This window comes from Fusobacterium ulcerans ATCC 49185 (assembly GCF_900683735.1).
Classification (GTDB): domain Bacteria; phylum Fusobacteriota; class Fusobacteriia; order Fusobacteriales; family Fusobacteriaceae; genus Fusobacterium_A; species Fusobacterium_A ulcerans_A.
In genome coordinates this window covers 1,350,672-1,367,703 of the sequence record NZ_LR215979.1, presented here as the reverse complement: position 1 = coordinate 1,367,703, position 17,032 = coordinate 1,350,672, and the positions used below count along the sequence as shown (strand labels likewise).

General features: G+C 25.5%; 16 protein-coding genes. All 16 read left to right on the top strand.

What is annotated here, in order from left to right; genetic code table 11:
• Positions 1 to 14: 14 nt before the first annotated feature.
• Complete coding sequence (locus tag E0E45_RS06170; protein ID WP_130890362.1) at positions 15 to 1,283, top strand: hypothetical protein; 1,269 nt, start codon at positions 15 to 17, stop codon at positions 1,281 to 1,283.
• Positions 1,273 to 1,992 (top strand): hypothetical protein, encoded by a 720-nt coding sequence (locus E0E45_RS06165; protein ID WP_130890361.1) that lies wholly within the window; start codon positions 1,273 to 1,275, stop codon positions 1,990 to 1,992. Before E0E45_RS06170 ends, E0E45_RS06165 begins: the two co-directional genes overlap by 11 nt.
• Positions 1,993 to 2,018: 26 nt before the next feature.
• Complete coding sequence (locus E0E45_RS06160; RefSeq protein WP_130890360.1) at positions 2,019 to 2,627, top strand: hypothetical protein; 609 nt, start codon at positions 2,019 to 2,021, stop codon at positions 2,625 to 2,627.
• Positions 2,628 to 2,641: 14 nt separating this feature from the next.
• Complete coding sequence (locus E0E45_RS06155; protein ID WP_130890359.1) at positions 2,642 to 3,190, top strand: hypothetical protein; 549 nt, start codon at positions 2,642 to 2,644, stop codon at positions 3,188 to 3,190.
• 8 nt (positions 3,191 to 3,198) lie between these two features.
• Positions 3,199 to 4,770 carry a hypothetical protein gene (locus tag E0E45_RS06150; RefSeq protein ID WP_130890358.1) on the top strand — a complete coding sequence of 524 codons (1,572 nt, stop codon included), beginning with the start codon at positions 3,199 to 3,201 and terminating at the stop codon, positions 4,768 to 4,770.
• Between the two features lie 18 nt (positions 4,771 to 4,788).
• Entirely contained in the window at positions 4,789 to 5,541 is a 753-nt protein-coding gene (locus E0E45_RS06145; protein ID WP_130890357.1) for a hypothetical protein, read from the top strand.
• A 10-nt stretch (positions 5,542 to 5,551) separates the two neighbouring features.
• Complete coding sequence (locus E0E45_RS06140; RefSeq protein ID WP_130890356.1) at positions 5,552 to 5,881, top strand: hypothetical protein; 330 nt, start codon at positions 5,552 to 5,554, stop codon at positions 5,879 to 5,881.
• A gap of 138 nt (positions 5,882 to 6,019) precedes the next feature.
• Positions 6,020 to 7,111, top strand: a complete 1,092-nt coding sequence (locus E0E45_RS06135; protein ID WP_232044066.1) for a hypothetical protein — start codon at positions 6,020 to 6,022, stop codon at positions 7,109 to 7,111.
• An 8-nt stretch (positions 7,112 to 7,119) separates the two neighbouring features.
• Positions 7,120 to 7,293 (top strand): hypothetical protein, encoded by a 174-nt coding sequence (locus tag E0E45_RS17660; RefSeq protein ID WP_172604163.1) that lies wholly within the window; start codon positions 7,120 to 7,122, stop codon positions 7,291 to 7,293.
• 94 nt (positions 7,294 to 7,387) lie between these two features.
• Positions 7,388 to 8,323 carry a hypothetical protein gene (locus E0E45_RS06130; protein ID WP_130890355.1) on the top strand — a complete coding sequence of 312 codons (936 nt, stop codon included), beginning with the start codon at positions 7,388 to 7,390 and terminating at the stop codon, positions 8,321 to 8,323.
• 10 nt (positions 8,324 to 8,333) lie between these two features.
• The gene (locus tag E0E45_RS06125; protein ID WP_130890354.1) at positions 8,334 to 11,924 is read left to right on the top strand and encodes a DUF4280 domain-containing protein; all 3,591 of its coding nucleotides are present in this window, start codon (positions 8,334 to 8,336) and stop codon (positions 11,922 to 11,924) included.
• A 28-nt stretch (positions 11,925 to 11,952) separates the two neighbouring features.
• Complete coding sequence (locus E0E45_RS06120; protein WP_130890353.1) at positions 11,953 to 13,842, top strand: PP2C family protein-serine/threonine phosphatase; 1,890 nt, start codon at positions 11,953 to 11,955, stop codon at positions 13,840 to 13,842.
• 158 nt (positions 13,843 to 14,000) lie between these two features.
• A complete protein-coding gene (locus E0E45_RS06115) occupies positions 14,001 to 14,936 on the top strand; it encodes a hypothetical protein (RefSeq protein ID WP_197730049.1) in 936 nt (311 codons plus the stop codon).
• A gap of 10 nt (positions 14,937 to 14,946) precedes the next feature.
• A complete protein-coding gene (locus E0E45_RS17655; RefSeq protein ID WP_172604162.1) occupies positions 14,947 to 15,111 on the top strand; it encodes a hypothetical protein in 165 nt (54 codons plus the stop codon).
• An 88-nt stretch (positions 15,112 to 15,199) separates the two neighbouring features.
• Positions 15,200 to 16,063 (top strand): hypothetical protein, encoded by an 864-nt coding sequence (locus E0E45_RS06110; RefSeq protein ID WP_130890352.1) that lies wholly within the window; start codon positions 15,200 to 15,202, stop codon positions 16,061 to 16,063.
• A gap of 30 nt (positions 16,064 to 16,093) precedes the next feature.
• Positions 16,094 to 17,017 (top strand): hypothetical protein, encoded by a 924-nt coding sequence (locus tag E0E45_RS06105; protein ID WP_130890351.1) that lies wholly within the window; start codon positions 16,094 to 16,096, stop codon positions 17,015 to 17,017.
• The last annotated feature ends 15 nt before the right edge of the window (positions 17,018 to 17,032 follow it).

The window sequence follows — 17,032 nt, the reverse complement described above, 5'->3', positions numbered from 1 at the left end:
AGGATGATAAACATATGGAAAGATTAAAAAAAATAATTGAAAACGAGTTGAAAGATCTTGAAGTAAATGAAAGAAATTTATTTAGAATAACATCATTAACAACTTTTGATAAATTAATAAGTAATGTAGAAAAAAGAATGAACAATTTTGAAAAAAATATTTTAGAAACCATTGGACAAGATAATGAAGATATACATATTGGAAGCTTGATGATTCCTAAAAAAGATTTGTATTTATATGAAGTAAACTATGAGCCAATATTACCTGAAGATAAAGAAGAGATTAATATAAAGGAAGTTTTATCAAAAAAGGAAGAAAAAATATTAAAAAAAGTTTTTATTAATTTAGATAAAAGAAGTTTAGAAAATATAAATGGAACTATATTGAATGGAAAAATAATAGGGAACAGTATAGAATATCCAATAAAATTAAGATTAGAATTGGACAGCAAATATTTAGAGAAAATGAAAAAATTGTATGCTGTTTCATCTTTAAATAATATTAAATGGAAAACATATAATATTCCATATTTAAGAAAAATATTTAAATTAACAGCAGAAGAATATGATCCTGAAATGATTGAGAATTTAACAGGAGAGGAATACCTTGTAATAAATAACAATGATTTAAAAGAATATTGGGTAGAAGATCATATAGTTCTCTGGAATATAAAAGAAGAAGCCACAATGAGTGATGGACTAATTAAACCAACAGTTAATAAAATACATTTTGAACATACTGTAGTATTTGATGATGTAAGAAGAATTTATCTTTGTCCTGATGAAGAAGTTGATATTTATCTTGTAGCCAAAACAAAAGAAAATACTATAAAGATAGTAACTAATGAAGTTAGACAGGTAAAATGGAAATTTTGGACTATATCATATCTAGAAGATAAGAATTATAGCAAATTAAAATATCCACCTTTTGATAATAAGATAAATGATCATTTTATAAATCAATTAAAACTAGAAAATGATATAAGACTTAGAAATAAAAATGAAATAAGAAGAATACTTAATAGTTATAAAGATGTAAAAAGGTACTTTAAATTTTTAGATGTAATTATATCAGAGAATAGTATAGAACATGAGGAAACATATGAAATAAATGAATTTATTATTGATGAATTTAAACTGAAAGGAAGAAATACAAGAATGTATTTTTTGTTTGAAGCTTTAATAAAAGACTCTTTTACTGAAGATATATTGAGTTTTATTATATCAGATATGCAATTATATTTTCCTGAATATGAGTGTAGAGGAGTACTTAATGAAAGATAAAAATTATAATTTCATATGGTATCCTCTTACTAATTTTATAGAATTAGAAAATAATAGTTTTAGATATGAACTATCTGAAAAAATATCCCCCTATATGGAACTAAACTTAGAAACAATAAATAAAATAGAAAGTGGGATAGAGCAAAAAAAAGAACATATAATTGATATTAATCCTTTCTATAGATTCAGTGATATATTTTATATTTTATTAAATCCTAATGAATATGCTCTAGATAAAAATTTAAGGGATTCTTTGCTAAATATATTAACTCATTTTTTAGGAGAATTGGATTTATATTTAGGGCAGAATAAAAAAGACATCATAGTAAAAGAGATAGTAAAAAATATAAAAAATGGAGTTTTAGGAGAAGAGGTAAGAAAAGATTTTGAATCATTTAAAGAATATGAAAAGACAATAATTGCAGATATACTGCATTGTATGTATAACTATCTTGGAATGATTGACTCTTTCAAAAAAGCTGTAAAACAAATATTCAAAGATTCTTTAATATATGACAAACTTACTTCTGATACAAATATAGTTGTATATTTAAACTATCCCAAAAATATAGAAAATCAAACAAAAATTAAATTTATAAAAGAAATGTTCCTTCCTTTAGGAATAGAGATAGACTTGTTTTGGGAAAAGCACTTTGGTGTATTAGGAGTAGATATAACTATGCAAATAGGGGAAATAGCAGTATTTTAATTAAGTATATTCTAGGAGGGACAGTAATGAAAAGTAAAATAATAATTAGAACTGAAAATCCTGATAAAAGTGATCATATTCTTTTATCCAGTAAAGAAATAATTGATATTAATATCAATATATTTTCATATGATTTATTAAATAAAGAACCAATAATAGAATTATTTAATGAATATTATAATGAAAAAAAAGAAAATAAATTTAAATATGAAAGCGAACCAGAAGTAATTATTACAGGAAAAATATTAAATTTTTATAGTAAAAATATACAGCTAGACCCAGAAGAAGAGTTTTTAGATAGAAAAACAAAGGAATATATAGAAAATAAGTTTGGAAAAAAATTAGATTTAAAAAGAAAAGAAGATCTTCTTAATAGTGATTTTTTAAAATTAAATAAAGAAAATGTCTTTGAAATATCTAGCTGGCAGTACACTCAAGAATATATCAATGAAAAAGATTATAGAGATATTATAATTGAAATACTGCCATTAGAAGACAATCCAATAATAATTTTCCTTGAAAATATGTATATCTATGAATATAAAGAAGAAATAGACATAGAAAGAGGAAATGGTATATATAAGCTTACCCTAAGAAAGAATCCTATAATAAAAGAAAACATTGAATATCTATAAAAAAGGAGGAATAAATGAAAGTAAGATTGTATGTAGCTGGATTTGCAATAGCACTATCTAGTGACGAAATCATAAAAATAGAAAAAAGATATATAGGAAGAAATAAACATCATAGAAGTTTTAAAATAACTGGAAAAATATTAAATGGAATGACAGAGAAAGAGATAGAAGATTCTGATACAGTAATGATGGCTTCTAAAATAAAAAATAATGAAATTATGAATGAATTAACAAAAGAGATTTTGAAAGAAAGTTTTTCTGAATTTGAAATAATGAATATAGAAAAAAATATGGAAGAAAAAATATACGAACATAACAGATATAACATTAAACAAATAATTGAATGGAGTAAATCTAATCTAAGTAAATGTTATCAAAAAATTATAATAGAAACTATTGCTGAAGAAGAAGCACCACTTCTATTGACTATTCCACTTGTCTTTGTAAAAAAATTGAATTTTTTTGTATCTGTTGAGGAAGGAATAGGTAAATTTGAACTAACATTATATCAAAAATTAGATTTTGATAAAAATATAGAAGCCGCATATATTGCTGAGGAATAGGAGGAGAGATGAAAAATTTAGAATATCAAAATTATGAATTGAAAGATTTGGTAATAAATATAATGGGAAATGAACTTTCTCAAAGTGAATATGATTTGAAAAATTTTGAAATTTTTTCTTCTGTAAATAAGCATACTATGTTAAATATGGAAATTGAAATATTAATTTCAGAGAGAAATAAATATATTCAAATAAATAGAAGTGTTGACTCAGATATTATTGTGGCTATGAAAACACAAATAGAAGATAAAAAAGAAGAAATAATATTTTTTACTGGGAAAATTATTAATTCATCTCTAACTAGGATAGGGAGAGAACGATACTTTCTCAAAATAGAGGCATATTCACTAAGTGAATTGATGGATAGAGTAAAAAAATATAGAGCTTTTCAAAATATAGAAATGACATTTAAAGAAGTTATTACTCAAATTTTTGATGATTATGAAATAAAATATTTTTTTAATAATGATAAATTAAATGAAGCAATAAAAGCTCCTCTTATTCAATTTAAAGAAACAGATTGGGAATTTTTAATAAGAACAATATCAAGATTAGGACTTGGAAGTTTTAATTTAGCTTCTGGAAGTATAGGAATAGGATTCTCATCAAATACAAGCAAGAAAAAGAAATATGATGCAGATAGAGGTAAATTAGGAATCAGAAAAGAAAGAAATCAGGTATTTGGTTATGAAATAGACACAGAACAAAGCTATAGCTTAGGAGATATTGTAGAAATAAATGCAGAGGAAGTAACAGGAGAAGGACATATAACATTGGGAAGGATGAAATATATTTCTGGAAGATTTGAGGGAGAATATGAATTAAAAACAACGGGATATATATATCCCTATATTCCTAATGAAAATATAAGAGGCTGCGTTATAGAAGCAAGTGTAGAAAGAGTATTTGATAGAAATAATATAGCAGTAATGATAGTAAATCTTTCTTGTGGGCTTAATAAATATGCTAACTTAAAATCAAGAACAACAGAAAATCTGAAAGATTACCCTGATAGGAATGGAAGATTTATTTTTCCATACACTACACCTTATTCTCAAAGCAATACTGGATACTTCTGTACTCCTGAAACTAATGATATAGTAGCAGTGTACTTCCCTATTAATGAAGAAGAGTGTGGCTATGTGCTGTGGGCTGTAAATAATCCAGGTAATGGAAGATTTAGTAATCCAGATGTAAGAAACTATACTTTACCAATAGAAAGTAATGCAGAAAGTTATTTTGATTTTAGACTTAATTCTAATGAATACAAAGTATATTCAGAATTTTTACTAGATTTAAGAACAAAAGATACAATGAATTTAAGTTCAGAAAATCTTATGACTATGAAAAGTGTGAATGACTATCTGATGTCAGTTGATGAAAATATGTCTATTGTAGGTAAAAATATGTCAATGAAATCAAATATTAGTAAAGAAGTAGTACTGGAAGAGAAGAAAGAAATTATGGAAACTTTAGCCAGCAAATATTTAACATCTTATAGAATAGATGCCAAAAATATGGAAACAGTTGTACAAGGAAGAAATTTTACTCAAGCAAGTAAAATATTTAAAAAGTCATAATTGAAAATAGAGGTAAATATGAAATATAAATTAGTTGTAGTTCACCAAGAAATAAGTAATGAAAAAGTTTTTAATAACACCAAAGAATCAGAAATATCTATAGAAGAAACAAGTGATTTTATTGATATAAAATTAGAGGAAGATAAACCAGAATATTCAGATGATCTAATAGAACAAGCATATGTGGACATCAGCAATGTATTTAAAGAAATAAAAATAGAAAAAAGTACAAATAATATTTTTAATCTAAAAGAAATAATTAAGAAGTGGGAAAATGTAAAAAAAGAAATTGTTTTTAATACTGATGATGATATGTTGGTAAACTTTATTATTAACATTTCAAAATATTATGAGAGTGAAAAATCTTTAGAATTTTTATTGAAAAATTTTGGAATAATCCCTTTTTTTACACTTATAAATTTTAAAGAATTATCTTTAAATAATGATAAAATAAGAAATTTGAATATATATAATATAATACCAACTAACCCTATTGTTTATAAAATAAAATTAACATATAATGAATTAATAAATGGAGATAAGGAAATTACATTTTCAGGAGATACAGCTCCTGAATTTGATATGGTTGAGTCAAAAAAAATATTAAAAGAAGAATATGAAATACCATCTGACAAGACTTTTACATTATCAACAACTATAGCAGGAAAATATATATTCAGAGATGATCTTGAAAATTTTGAGGCAGTTCTAAAATTAGAAGGTGGAAAATATTTTAAAAAAGAATATATTATTTCATTGATAAAAAATTGAGAGGGATAGAATGAGAAAAATAGATAGATTTTCTTATAATTTTTTTGATTTTAAAATATACACTTTAGAAATGGATAAATCATTTTTTAAATATGAAGATAAAGAAAAAGAAATAGATACTTCTGTAGAAAAATTTGTAATTCCAGATAATTTAATGGATTTAAAAGAAATAATAGGGCTAATAAAGTATATTCCAGAAAAAATTGAAGTGTTAAAAGAACCTTTTTTAGAAAAGGAAGTTGAAGAATACAGCAATTCAATTAAAGAGAAAGGAACGCCTTATATTAAATTTACATTTTTAATAAGAAATGATTTGGATAAGTTATTGAAAGAAGAGTGAAGAAGATATAAATTATACGAAGGAGGGAATATGATAATTGGTTTATTAAACTTTTATCACAAAAAATAAATGGAAATTTTACTGAATGGATTAGATAGTTTAGTTTATTTATATACGTGGATAATACTTTTTTGTATATTGATTTTAATTTTATTTATATATCGTATTTTAAAGGGAGAACCTATTCTAAGGGATGATGAGGTTTATTTAAAACATATTGAGGAATTAAAAAAAGAAAAAACAGAACAAGAAAAATCTAAATTAAAACAAATAAAAAGTGAAGAAAAAAGAAAATGGTTATTTATACTTGGAATAATAATTTTAATATTAAGTATAATTTTTACTAAGGATTATAGAGCGGATAGAGTATTGCATAAACATTTAAAAGCAAGATATGGGGAAGAGTTTGTAATATATGGCATGGGAAAAAGAGCAGGAAATGTAAGAAGATGGTATGAGGCAGCAGTAGTATATCCAAAAAGTTATATAGGAACAAGAAAAGAAAATGACAGCTATTACTGGGGAAAAGGATTTGTAGAACTAAATGATGGAATGAAAGGTGGAGACACTTATGGAGGAGTACTGCTAAATGAATCAGCTAATGAATTCTATGGAAAGAAATTAAAAGAGTTATTTGGTGAGAATTATTTAGCAGTAATAGATGTAAAAGGAACATATAGTTATAGAGATTTTGAAGAAGAAATGAAAAAAAGAAAGAAAAGTTATGATAGAAATCCAGCGGGAATATATTCTCCAATATCAGGAGGAATATATATATTTGGAAGGGTAGAAAATGATAAGGATAGGGAATGGTATAGGAAACAAATTTACGAATTTATTCAGTTTATGAAGGAGACAGGAACTTTTGAATACGTGGATTTAAATTTTACAATTAGTGATGAAAGAATTTTTAGTGATGAATTTTATAGTAGTCCAAAATTGCAATTTGATATGAAAAAATTTGGAAATTATATAGAACCTGAAGGACGTAAAGTAATTTTAAATAAAACAAATAAAAGTTATAAAAATACAGATAAAAAAAATATTTTAGACAGAATCAATAGTTTAAACAAAGGTAATATTGATAGTGAATTTTATGGAATATACTGGCTTTATACTAAAATATATTCACCTAAATATATTGAAAGTCACAAACTAAAAAATGAAATAAAAAAAGAGTATAACAGTGTTTTTGATATTGATTTTTCAGTGGAAGGATATAAAAATTAGGAGGAAATATGAATGAAATAACAGATAGAGAATTATTGGCAATATGTAATCTATCAAATTTAAAAATGGAATTTTCAAATTTAGTAGAAAGTGAAAAAACAGAAACTATAGAGATTGATGGAAAAAAAGAAGTAAAAAAAATTGTGACAAATCATACAATTTATTTAAATTTTAAAAATTAAAAAAATAGTAACAATTTTAATATTATGGGAAACTTTTTGATAGAAAGCTATGAAAAAGTTTTCTATAAAGTTAAGGTTTAAAAAGGGAGGAAAGATGAAAAAAATAAAACTATTAAGCATATTAGGAATGATTATTTTATTATTTACAGGCTGTCTAAGTGAATCAGATAGAGCAGAAAGAGTATTACAGAAACATTTAAAAGATAGGTATGGGGAAGAGTTTGTAATATATGGTATGGGAAAAAGAGCAGGGAATGTAAGAAGATGGTATGAGGCAGCAGTAGTATATCCAAAAAGCTATATAGGAACAAGAAAAGAAAATGATAGCTATTACTGGGGAAAAGGATTTGTAGAACTAAATGATGGAATGAAAGGTGGAGACACTTATGGAGGAGTACTGCTAAATGAATCAGCTAATGAATTCTATGGAAAGAAATTAAAAGAGTTATTTGGTGAGAATTATTTAGCAGTAATAGATGTAAAAGGAACATATAGTTATAGAGATTTTGAAGAAGAAATGAAAAAAAGAAAGAAAAGTTATGATAGAAATCCAGCGGGAATATATTCTCCAATATCAGGAGGAATATACATATTTGGAAGAGTAGAAAATGATGAAGACAGGGAATGGTATAGGAAACAAATTTACGAATTTATTCAGTTTATGAAGGAGACAGGAACTTTTGAATATGTAGATTTAGGAATTAATGTTATTGATGAAAGAGAATTGATTTCAAATCCAAGAAAACTTTTAGAAAATTTGTCAAATGATTTATCCAATGATGAATGGAGAAAGAAAAGAAGAGAATTAATGAAAGCAGGGGATAAAGAATTTTTTAGTATGACTCAAAAAGATATTTTAAAAAAAATAAATTCAATTAATAAAGCAGAATATTTAGAGGGGAGATATGGAGTTTTACTTTATGCCAAAGTATACTCTCCTAAATATATAAAATCACGGAACTTTAATGATGAAGAAATAAAAGAATATAAAAAAGTTGAGGATATAAAATTTGATTGGGAATTATGGTAGGGGGTAGTCTATGGAAATAACTGATAGAGAGCTATTAGCAATATGTAATCTTAGTAATTTAAAGATGGAGTTTGCAGATATTGTAGAAAAATATAAAGAGGTTCCAGATCCTAATAATAAAGAAAAATTAATAAAAGTAATTGAAAGAAATCATACAATTTATTCACTCTTAGAAAAAGAATGTAATGGACTAAAAATAAGAGAAGATTGGGAAAAAAAATGGAGAGAGGAAAATCCATTAAAAATAAGTCCAGATGAATCTAAAAGAAATTATGAAGCAGAAAAATATAAGGAAAAATTTAGTGAAGAAAGAGCAAATAGATTTTCAAAAGGAGATAATGAAGATGAAGAATATGGAAGCTTCTATAGTCTAGAAGATGATAAAAGAAAGACATATGAATATTGGCATAAAATTGATTTACAAAAATCAGCACCAATAATAATGGAATATTTTGATAGATATAATTTAGCAGTGGATAAAAAAAGCCATGAGGGGAAATTCTTAGAAGAATGGGAAGCAATATATGGAGGAGATTTCTATCAAATATTAGTAGATTATGCTTTTAAAATACATCAAGAATATAGCAAAGAGTCAGAAAAATGCAAAGATATAGAAGAATATATAAAGAAAAAGCAAATCCCCAGTCGAAAAGATTTGCTGAGTAAAGAAGAAAAAATAGAATTTCTTAATTTAACTTGGGATTTTGCTACTGCCTTAGCTGGAGTAAATAATGTTTTTCCAAAACTAGGTACTATTAATAATTTTAAAATGGCATTTGAAAATCTTGAATATAGGGGAGTTATAAAGGAAATATATGAAGCAGCAACAGGTACAAAAATAAAAGATGAAGATTTTAAAAATTTTAAAGATGATAAATTGGAAGAAATTAGAAAAATTCTTCAAAAAAAAGCATTTGAATTAAAAGGAACAATAAATTTTAAAGTAGTAGATTTTAGAATAGTAATTTTAAGAAAAAAAGGAACAAATAAATATGTAGTTTCTTTTTATAACTCTAAAGATAATATGGTTATAGAATCTTTTGAAAAAGGTGCTTTAAATTTAGATTTGGTATTAGTAAATGAAGTAATAGAAAATGAAATAAGAAAAATTTCAAAAAATGAAAATGCAGAAATAATATATACAGGTTATGAATATGGGGCATTAATGGCATTTTCTTCTCATTCAATGTTCAATACATTATTTAATCAAAATCCAGATAATGTAAAAATACAAACTTTCAGTAAAGTTTTTGTAGGAGAAAAAAAATATAATTTTGGGAATTTTTTTAATGTTAAGAGTGTAATAGACTCAATAGATGCATTTGATTTTGAAAAATTGATAAATTTTGACATAAAGAAATTAACTTCAGTACAACCAGGATCTGTAGAATATACAAAGAATGTATTAGATTCTTTAAGTAATATGTTTAGTATGTGCTTAGTGAATATAGCTGGAACTAAAGGAGTTTGTTTGGCTACAGTTATCTTACTAAAGGGAGGGACAGGAACACTTATTTATTCACTTCTGACTTCTGTAGCGCCAGTTGTATATATTGCTATTTTTATAAGTTATTTTATTCGCTCAGAAAAATATAGATATGAAATGGAAGAGGTAGAAAAGAAAATTTTAGGATGTAAGATAGTAGAAAATAAAGGAGAATACAGAATTGTAAATAAAGAATTCAATAATTATTCAAGTGTCCTTGAAATAAATAAAAAAATTGAAGAAAGAATCAAAGTAAAACATTCAGTACTTAGTTTTAAAAGACATAATGATCAATCTGTAAAAAAACCACTAGAAACTGAACCAATAATACCTTTAAAAAAAGGTGTAAAACTATATCCAATAACTATAGAGGTAGTTGATGAAAAAAGCAGAATTATAGATATATTATACAAAAAAAGCGAAATAACTGTAAATGTTCCAAGAGAAGTAGCGATTGCACTATGTTTTAGATATTGTGAAATTTCTGAAGATGGAATAATAAAACTTTATAAAGATGGTGTTGAAGGTCGAGAAAGATATGAATTGAAATTGGACTCAGCAAATAATTTTCTTTCTATAGAAGAGGTCTGTGAAGAAAATTGGGAAGAAGAAAATTATGAAATAATAACAACTCCAAAATTTGAAGAGGAAGGATTATTTGATTATGTGCTATACCTTATGACAATAATACAAGATAAATATAATTTGGAGAATAAAACTTTTGAGAATTCAGAATTTATATATATGAAACAATTAGAACTTACTGAAGAAGAAAAAGATATATTAGATATTTCAAGGGGACATGATGAAAATGAAAAAAGCAGATATTCATTTGAAGAAGAAGCACTTTTAAAGGATGAATATAGATATGAACTTTCAGTAGATAATTCTCTGAATACAGAGAAAGAAATAGAAAACTTAAACAAAGAAATATATGCTGGAGAAGGTGGGTATAATGCTGAAAGAAGACAATATGAAAAATTTGTACCAAGATATGATAAAATTCCGTATTATACAGAATTAACAAAAATTGATCAGTATGAAGTTGTATCTGTAGATCATAATGATAATCTTGAATATAGAGAAAATACAAATGTTGAAGAAACAAATAATTTTAAACTTACACCTAAAAAAATTAAACCTTTAATAAAAATAGATAATTTTGAAAAGAAAAAATTTATTTATGCAAAAAGAATTCCAACCTTAACAGAAAAATTAGATGAAATAAAACATATTAAATATAATAAAAGTTCATGGCTTGAAAACAAAGTTCCATATAGTGAATATGTTTATTTTCCATATGTTGAGCTGGATGGAAATGGAGAAATAACTGAAAATATAAGAGAAGATTATATAGGGAGTATTTTAAGAAGTAGTTTTAGAAATAAATTAAAATATGACTCTTTAGATGAAGAACAGAAAGATATTTTTTTTGGTGCTTATCCTCTTTCAGGAGAAGATGAAAATAAAAATGAAAAACTTAATAAGCATTTTATTCAAAAAATAAAAAAATATGGGCAAGAACTAGGATATCCAGAGCATTATAACAGTGTTATGAAGCTTTTAGAATCTAATCCTAAATTAATAGAAAATTATTATACACTTCAAGAGTTGGATAAAAGGATACCTACTAAAAATTTAAAAATTGGAATTTTAGATGGAGATGAATATGCTTTAGATAAAATTGGATTTATCTATAATGAAGATGATATTTATGGAAGGGCAATAGACTTTATTTATAACTATGGATCAGGGGTTAAATTAGAAGAAATTTCAACATATGGTGTATGCCAAGGGGCTAAATTATGGTGCAGTGCAGGGGATACAGCAGGAAGCCTTTTAGTAAGTTCACAAAATTTTGAATATACAGATGGATTTTTAGATGCAACTAAAGATGACTGCAAAGCTATAACCAATATAACTCCTTTTGGAAGTTGTGCATGTAACAAGAAAAAGCCTTGTATCAATTATATAAGTCTTGGAAAATGGAGTGATACAAGCAGTGGAACAGAAACAAATAACAAAAAAGCAATATTGAGTACAGGAACAATAAGCTGTAAAGAAGGTGGAAAAATAACTATAATCAATCCAAATTGTAAATTGCATAATAATTAAAATAAAAAATAAAGAATGAGGTTATTACATGAATAGGGAAAAGATAAAAGAAGAAAATGAAGAAAAAAAGGCTATGCAGCTGAATCTTTCAGGAAGAAAGTATCAGAGCATATTTGTAACATCTTTTCTTTCTGATAGAGGAGATAAAAGTGTAAATAATGATTATCTTACATATATTGAATTAGAGGAATATGGGTGTTGGATAATAGTAGATGGAAATAATGGAGGTGTCTTTGAACATAAGATAGCACCTTTTATTGGAGAAATGCTTATAGAAACTTTTATAGAAAATCCTACTATAGATAGAAAGAAAATAGAAAGAATGCTGCTTCATGTACATAGAAGATATAGAGAGATGCAGATAAGCAATAGCGATATGACAGATGAATACAGTAGTTGTTCAATTGCAATGGCAGTTACAGATTATTCAAAAGTAACATTTGCAAATGTTGGAAATGCAAGATTTATGATGCTTAGAGATAATTATATAATAAAAAAAAGTAAGGATAGTACATTGGCTTTTCTTATGTATGAAGCAGAGAAAATACTATATGATGAGATAAGATTTAGAAAAGATAGAAATATATTTACACATAAATTTGGTATTGATAAAAATATAGCTGTAAATGTTTCTAAAACAATGACACTTCTTCCAAATGACAAGATACTTCTTCTGACTCAGGGAGCATGGGAAAATCTTGATGAAGATGATATTGAGAAGGATACTGCCAAATCGCAAAGAGTTGGGCAGTGGATAGGAAATCTTGTAAAATCTATGAATAAAAATTGCTACATGAACTTATCTAATCATACATTGTGTGGAATATTTATAAGCAGACCTGCTCCTCTTCTCCCAGAGCCTGAGACATGGCTGAGCAGTGCCAGAAAGAACTTTAGTACAGTAGATAAAAAACTATATAAAGTTGGGGCTGTTATTCTATTTTTACTATTAATCTTATTTGGAGGAAAGAAATTTATCCAGTATAGAAAATTAGAAAAAATGTATAATTTCGCCATAGAAAAAGAAAAATCTGGAGATACTATGATGGCAGAAAGAAAATACAGAGCTGCTTTTGAAGATTATCAAACTGGTATTGAAAATTATATGGAATTGAGCAAATACAGAGGAAATAGATATGAAGAAAGAATAAAAGATTTAGAATATTTTTCTAATCAGGCTAAAATTTCTGAAAAAACAGCCCAGAGTGTAAATACAGCAGATATAATGCTTAAAAATCAGGAGTTCCAAAAAGTTGTTGATGAATTAAAATCTGCTGATGTTCTTGCTTTAGAATTGAGAGAAGACAACAACTTAAAAGATGAAGTAAAACACAAGTTAGCCACTGCTGAAATTTTAAATTCAGCATATGAAGAAAAATTGAAAGCTGATGAATTGTATCTTCAAAAAGCAAACACAAACAGGAAAAGACAGCAGATGAAAAAAGAAGCTATGGAAATATATGAAAGAATAGCTCCAATCTTTTTGGAGAATACTCAAAAAGCTATATATGATGAAATAATTGAAAAGGTAGAGGCAGAAAAATCTCCTGTGCCAAAAAAAACACCTGTAAAAGCAACAACTGCAGAATCACTTTTAAAAGAAGGAAATAAAATGTTTGAGCAGTTTAGATACTATAAATCGTATGAACTTTATACTTCAGCTTTAAAAAAATCAAAAGATCCTAAAATGACAGAAATGATTAAAGGAAAAATAAATATGAATGGGATTCTTTTAAGAGGGGTACAGAGTGAATTAGATGGCGACAGGCTCATAAGAGATAAAAATAATAAAGAAATAGCTGAAAATAAATATAAGGAAGCTATGAATCATTATAAAAAGCTTAAATATAATGACTATATGCCTTCACAAAGATATAATGTAATAATAGAAAGATTGGAGAAAAAAATAAAAAAATAAATTTGAATACAGTTTAGAGGAATGTAAGCAAATTAATCTAAACTGTATTTTTATATGAAATTCAAAAATGCAGAAAGAATTTTAATATTATGGGAAACTTTTTGATAAGCGATTATGAAAAAGTTTTCTGTAAAGTTAAGAGTAAGAAGGGAGAAAAGATGGGAAAGATAAAACTATTATGCGTATTAGGAATGATTATTTTAATATTAACAGGCTGTCTAAGTGAATCAGATAGAGCAGAAAGAGTATTACAAAAACATTTAAAAGAAAGATATGGGGAAGAGTTTGTAATATATGGCATGGGAAAAAGAGCAGGAAATGTAAGAAGATGGTATGAAGCAGCAGTAGTATATCCAAAAAGCTATATAGGAACAAGAAAAGAAAACGACAGTTATTATTGGGGAAAAGGATTTGTAGAGTTGAACAATGGAATGAAAGGTGGAGATACATATGGAGGAGTGCTATTGAATGAATCAGCTAACGAATTCTATGGAAAGAAATTAAAAGAGTTATTTGGTGAGAACTATTTAGCAGTAATAGATGTAAAAGGAGCATATAGTTATAGAGACTTTGAAGAAGAAATGAAAAAAAGAAAGAAAAGTTATGATAGAAATCCAGAGGGAATATATTCTCCAATATCAGGAGGAATATATATATTTGGAAGGGTAGAAAATGATGAAGAGAGGGAATGGTATAGGAAACAAATTTACGAATTTATTCAATTTATGAAGGAAACTGGAACTTTTGAATATGTGGATTTGGATATTTTGATTGTAGATGAAAGGGCACTTATTTCTAATCCTAAAAAGTTGTTAGAGAATTTTCCTAAAAATTTATCAGAAAATGATAGAAGAAAGAAAAAAAGAGAAATGATGAAAGCAGGAGATAAAGAATTTGCTGATATGAGTAAAAAAGAAATTTTAAATAAAATAAATTCAATAAATAAAGCAGAGTATCGCAACCGATTTTTTGGAGGATTACTCTATGTTAAAGTATATTCTCCCAAATATATAAAAGCACAAAAGTTAGATAATAGAGAAGAAAAGGAATATGACACTATAAATAATATAAAGTTTGATTGGGAAACTTGGTAGGAGGTAGTTCATGGAAATAACTGATAGAGAATTATTAGCAATATGTAATCTTAGTAATTTAAAGATGGAATTTGCAGATACAGTAAAAGAATTCAGAATTGTTCCTGATCCTAACAATGAGGGAGAATATATAAAAGAAATCCTTTCAAATCATACAATTTATTCAAAAATATAAGCTTGGAAAATTTTAATATTATGGGAAACTTTTTGATAGAAAGCTATGAAAAAGTTTTCTATAATATAAAAAGCTAAAAAGGGGAAAGATGAAGAAAATAATTAAAATATTAATAATATTATTGATTACAATAGGATTTATATATAATTGTACAAGTTTAAGAACTATAACAGGAAGCCAGAATAGAAAGGTATTAAAAGATTTTAAAGAAACATACCCAGATGAGAATTTCTATTTTATCTATGGACTGGATTATAAAATAGATCTTTCAACTAATATAAGATATAGAGGAATAGTATATAGTGATAGATTGGCAGCAATAAATTATCCTGGAGGACTGGAAGTAGCTTTTAGCAATAATATAAATGTATATGGAGAAATATATGGTTATGAAAGTATATTTAAGAAACTAGAGATGGATGAGCCCATTAAGGAAAAAATAAGGGAACTATTTGGAAAAAAAACAACTTTTCAGAATAATGTATCTTCTGCATCTCATGATTATGAGTATTGGAAGAAGTATAGAGGGAAAAATTTAGAGGATAAAAAGAAACTAATGGCATGGAATACTGTAGTAAATGTTTTTGTAGATGATATAAATAAAATAGAAGAAAATGAAGACGAATATAGAAAAAAAGTCTATGAATTAAGCAAACTTATATATAATGAAATGAATATTAAAACTTCACTACAAGTTTATTTTAGAGATAAATCTTATTTTAAAAATTATGAAATAGTAAACAATAGTGTGTTTGAACCATTTAGAAAAAAAGAAGAAGTAGCTATTATATTAGAAAAAATAAAAAATAATGAAGAAATAACAGGGGAAGAAGAATTAATTCTAATAAATAACTTTTATAGAAGTTTGCCTAATTATGATAATGTTAAATACTTTACATTGCAGTTTAAAAGAAATGAATTAAAAAAAGAAAATATAATTTTTACAAAATAAAATTTAAATTAAATAATATGAGGAGGAAAGATGAAAAAAATAATCAAAATATTAATAATATTATTAATTACAATAGGATTTATATACAACTGTACAAGTTTAAGAACTATTACAGGAAGTCAAAATAGAAAGGTATTAAAAGTCTTTAAAGAAGCATATCCAGATGAGAATTTCTATTTCATCTATGGACTGGATTACAAAATAGATCTTTTAACTAGTATAAGATATAGAGGTATAATATATAGTGATCGATTGGCAGCAATAAATTATCCTGGAGGACTGGAAGTAGCTTTTAGTGATAATATAAATGTATATGGAGAAATATATAGTTATGAGAAAATATTTAAGAGGCTAGAGATGAATGAACCAATTAAGGAAAAGATAAAAGAGCTATTTGGAGAAAAAACAACTTTTCAAAATAATATATCTTTTTCAGATAGAGGTTTTGAGAGCTGGAAAAAATATAAAGGGGAAAATTTAGAAGATGAAGAAAAATTTGAAGCATGGAATACTCTAGTAAATGTTTTTGTGGATGATGTAGATAAAATAGATGATGAAGAATATAAAAGAAAAGTTTATGAATTAGCAGAATTTATGTATAAAGAACTGAATATTAAAACAGCATTATTTGTTTATATGAGAAATGATAGTTTTTTCAATAATTATAAATTTGTGGAAGAAAGTGTTTTCAAACCTTTTAAAAATAAAGAAGAGATAAAAGATATATTAATGAAAATCAAAGATAATCAAAAAATAACTGAAGAAGAAAAAATAGTATTAATAAATAATTTTTATAGTGAAATTCCTTATAAAGAAAAAATAAAAACTATAAAAATATATTTTAAAAGTGAAGAAAAGTTATTGGAATATGAAGAGCAAAAAAATATAAAAATAGAAATAGTAGAACTTGATGAAGATGGTAAGATTGTAGCTGTTGAAGAAAAAGAAAACTAATAAAAACAAAATATA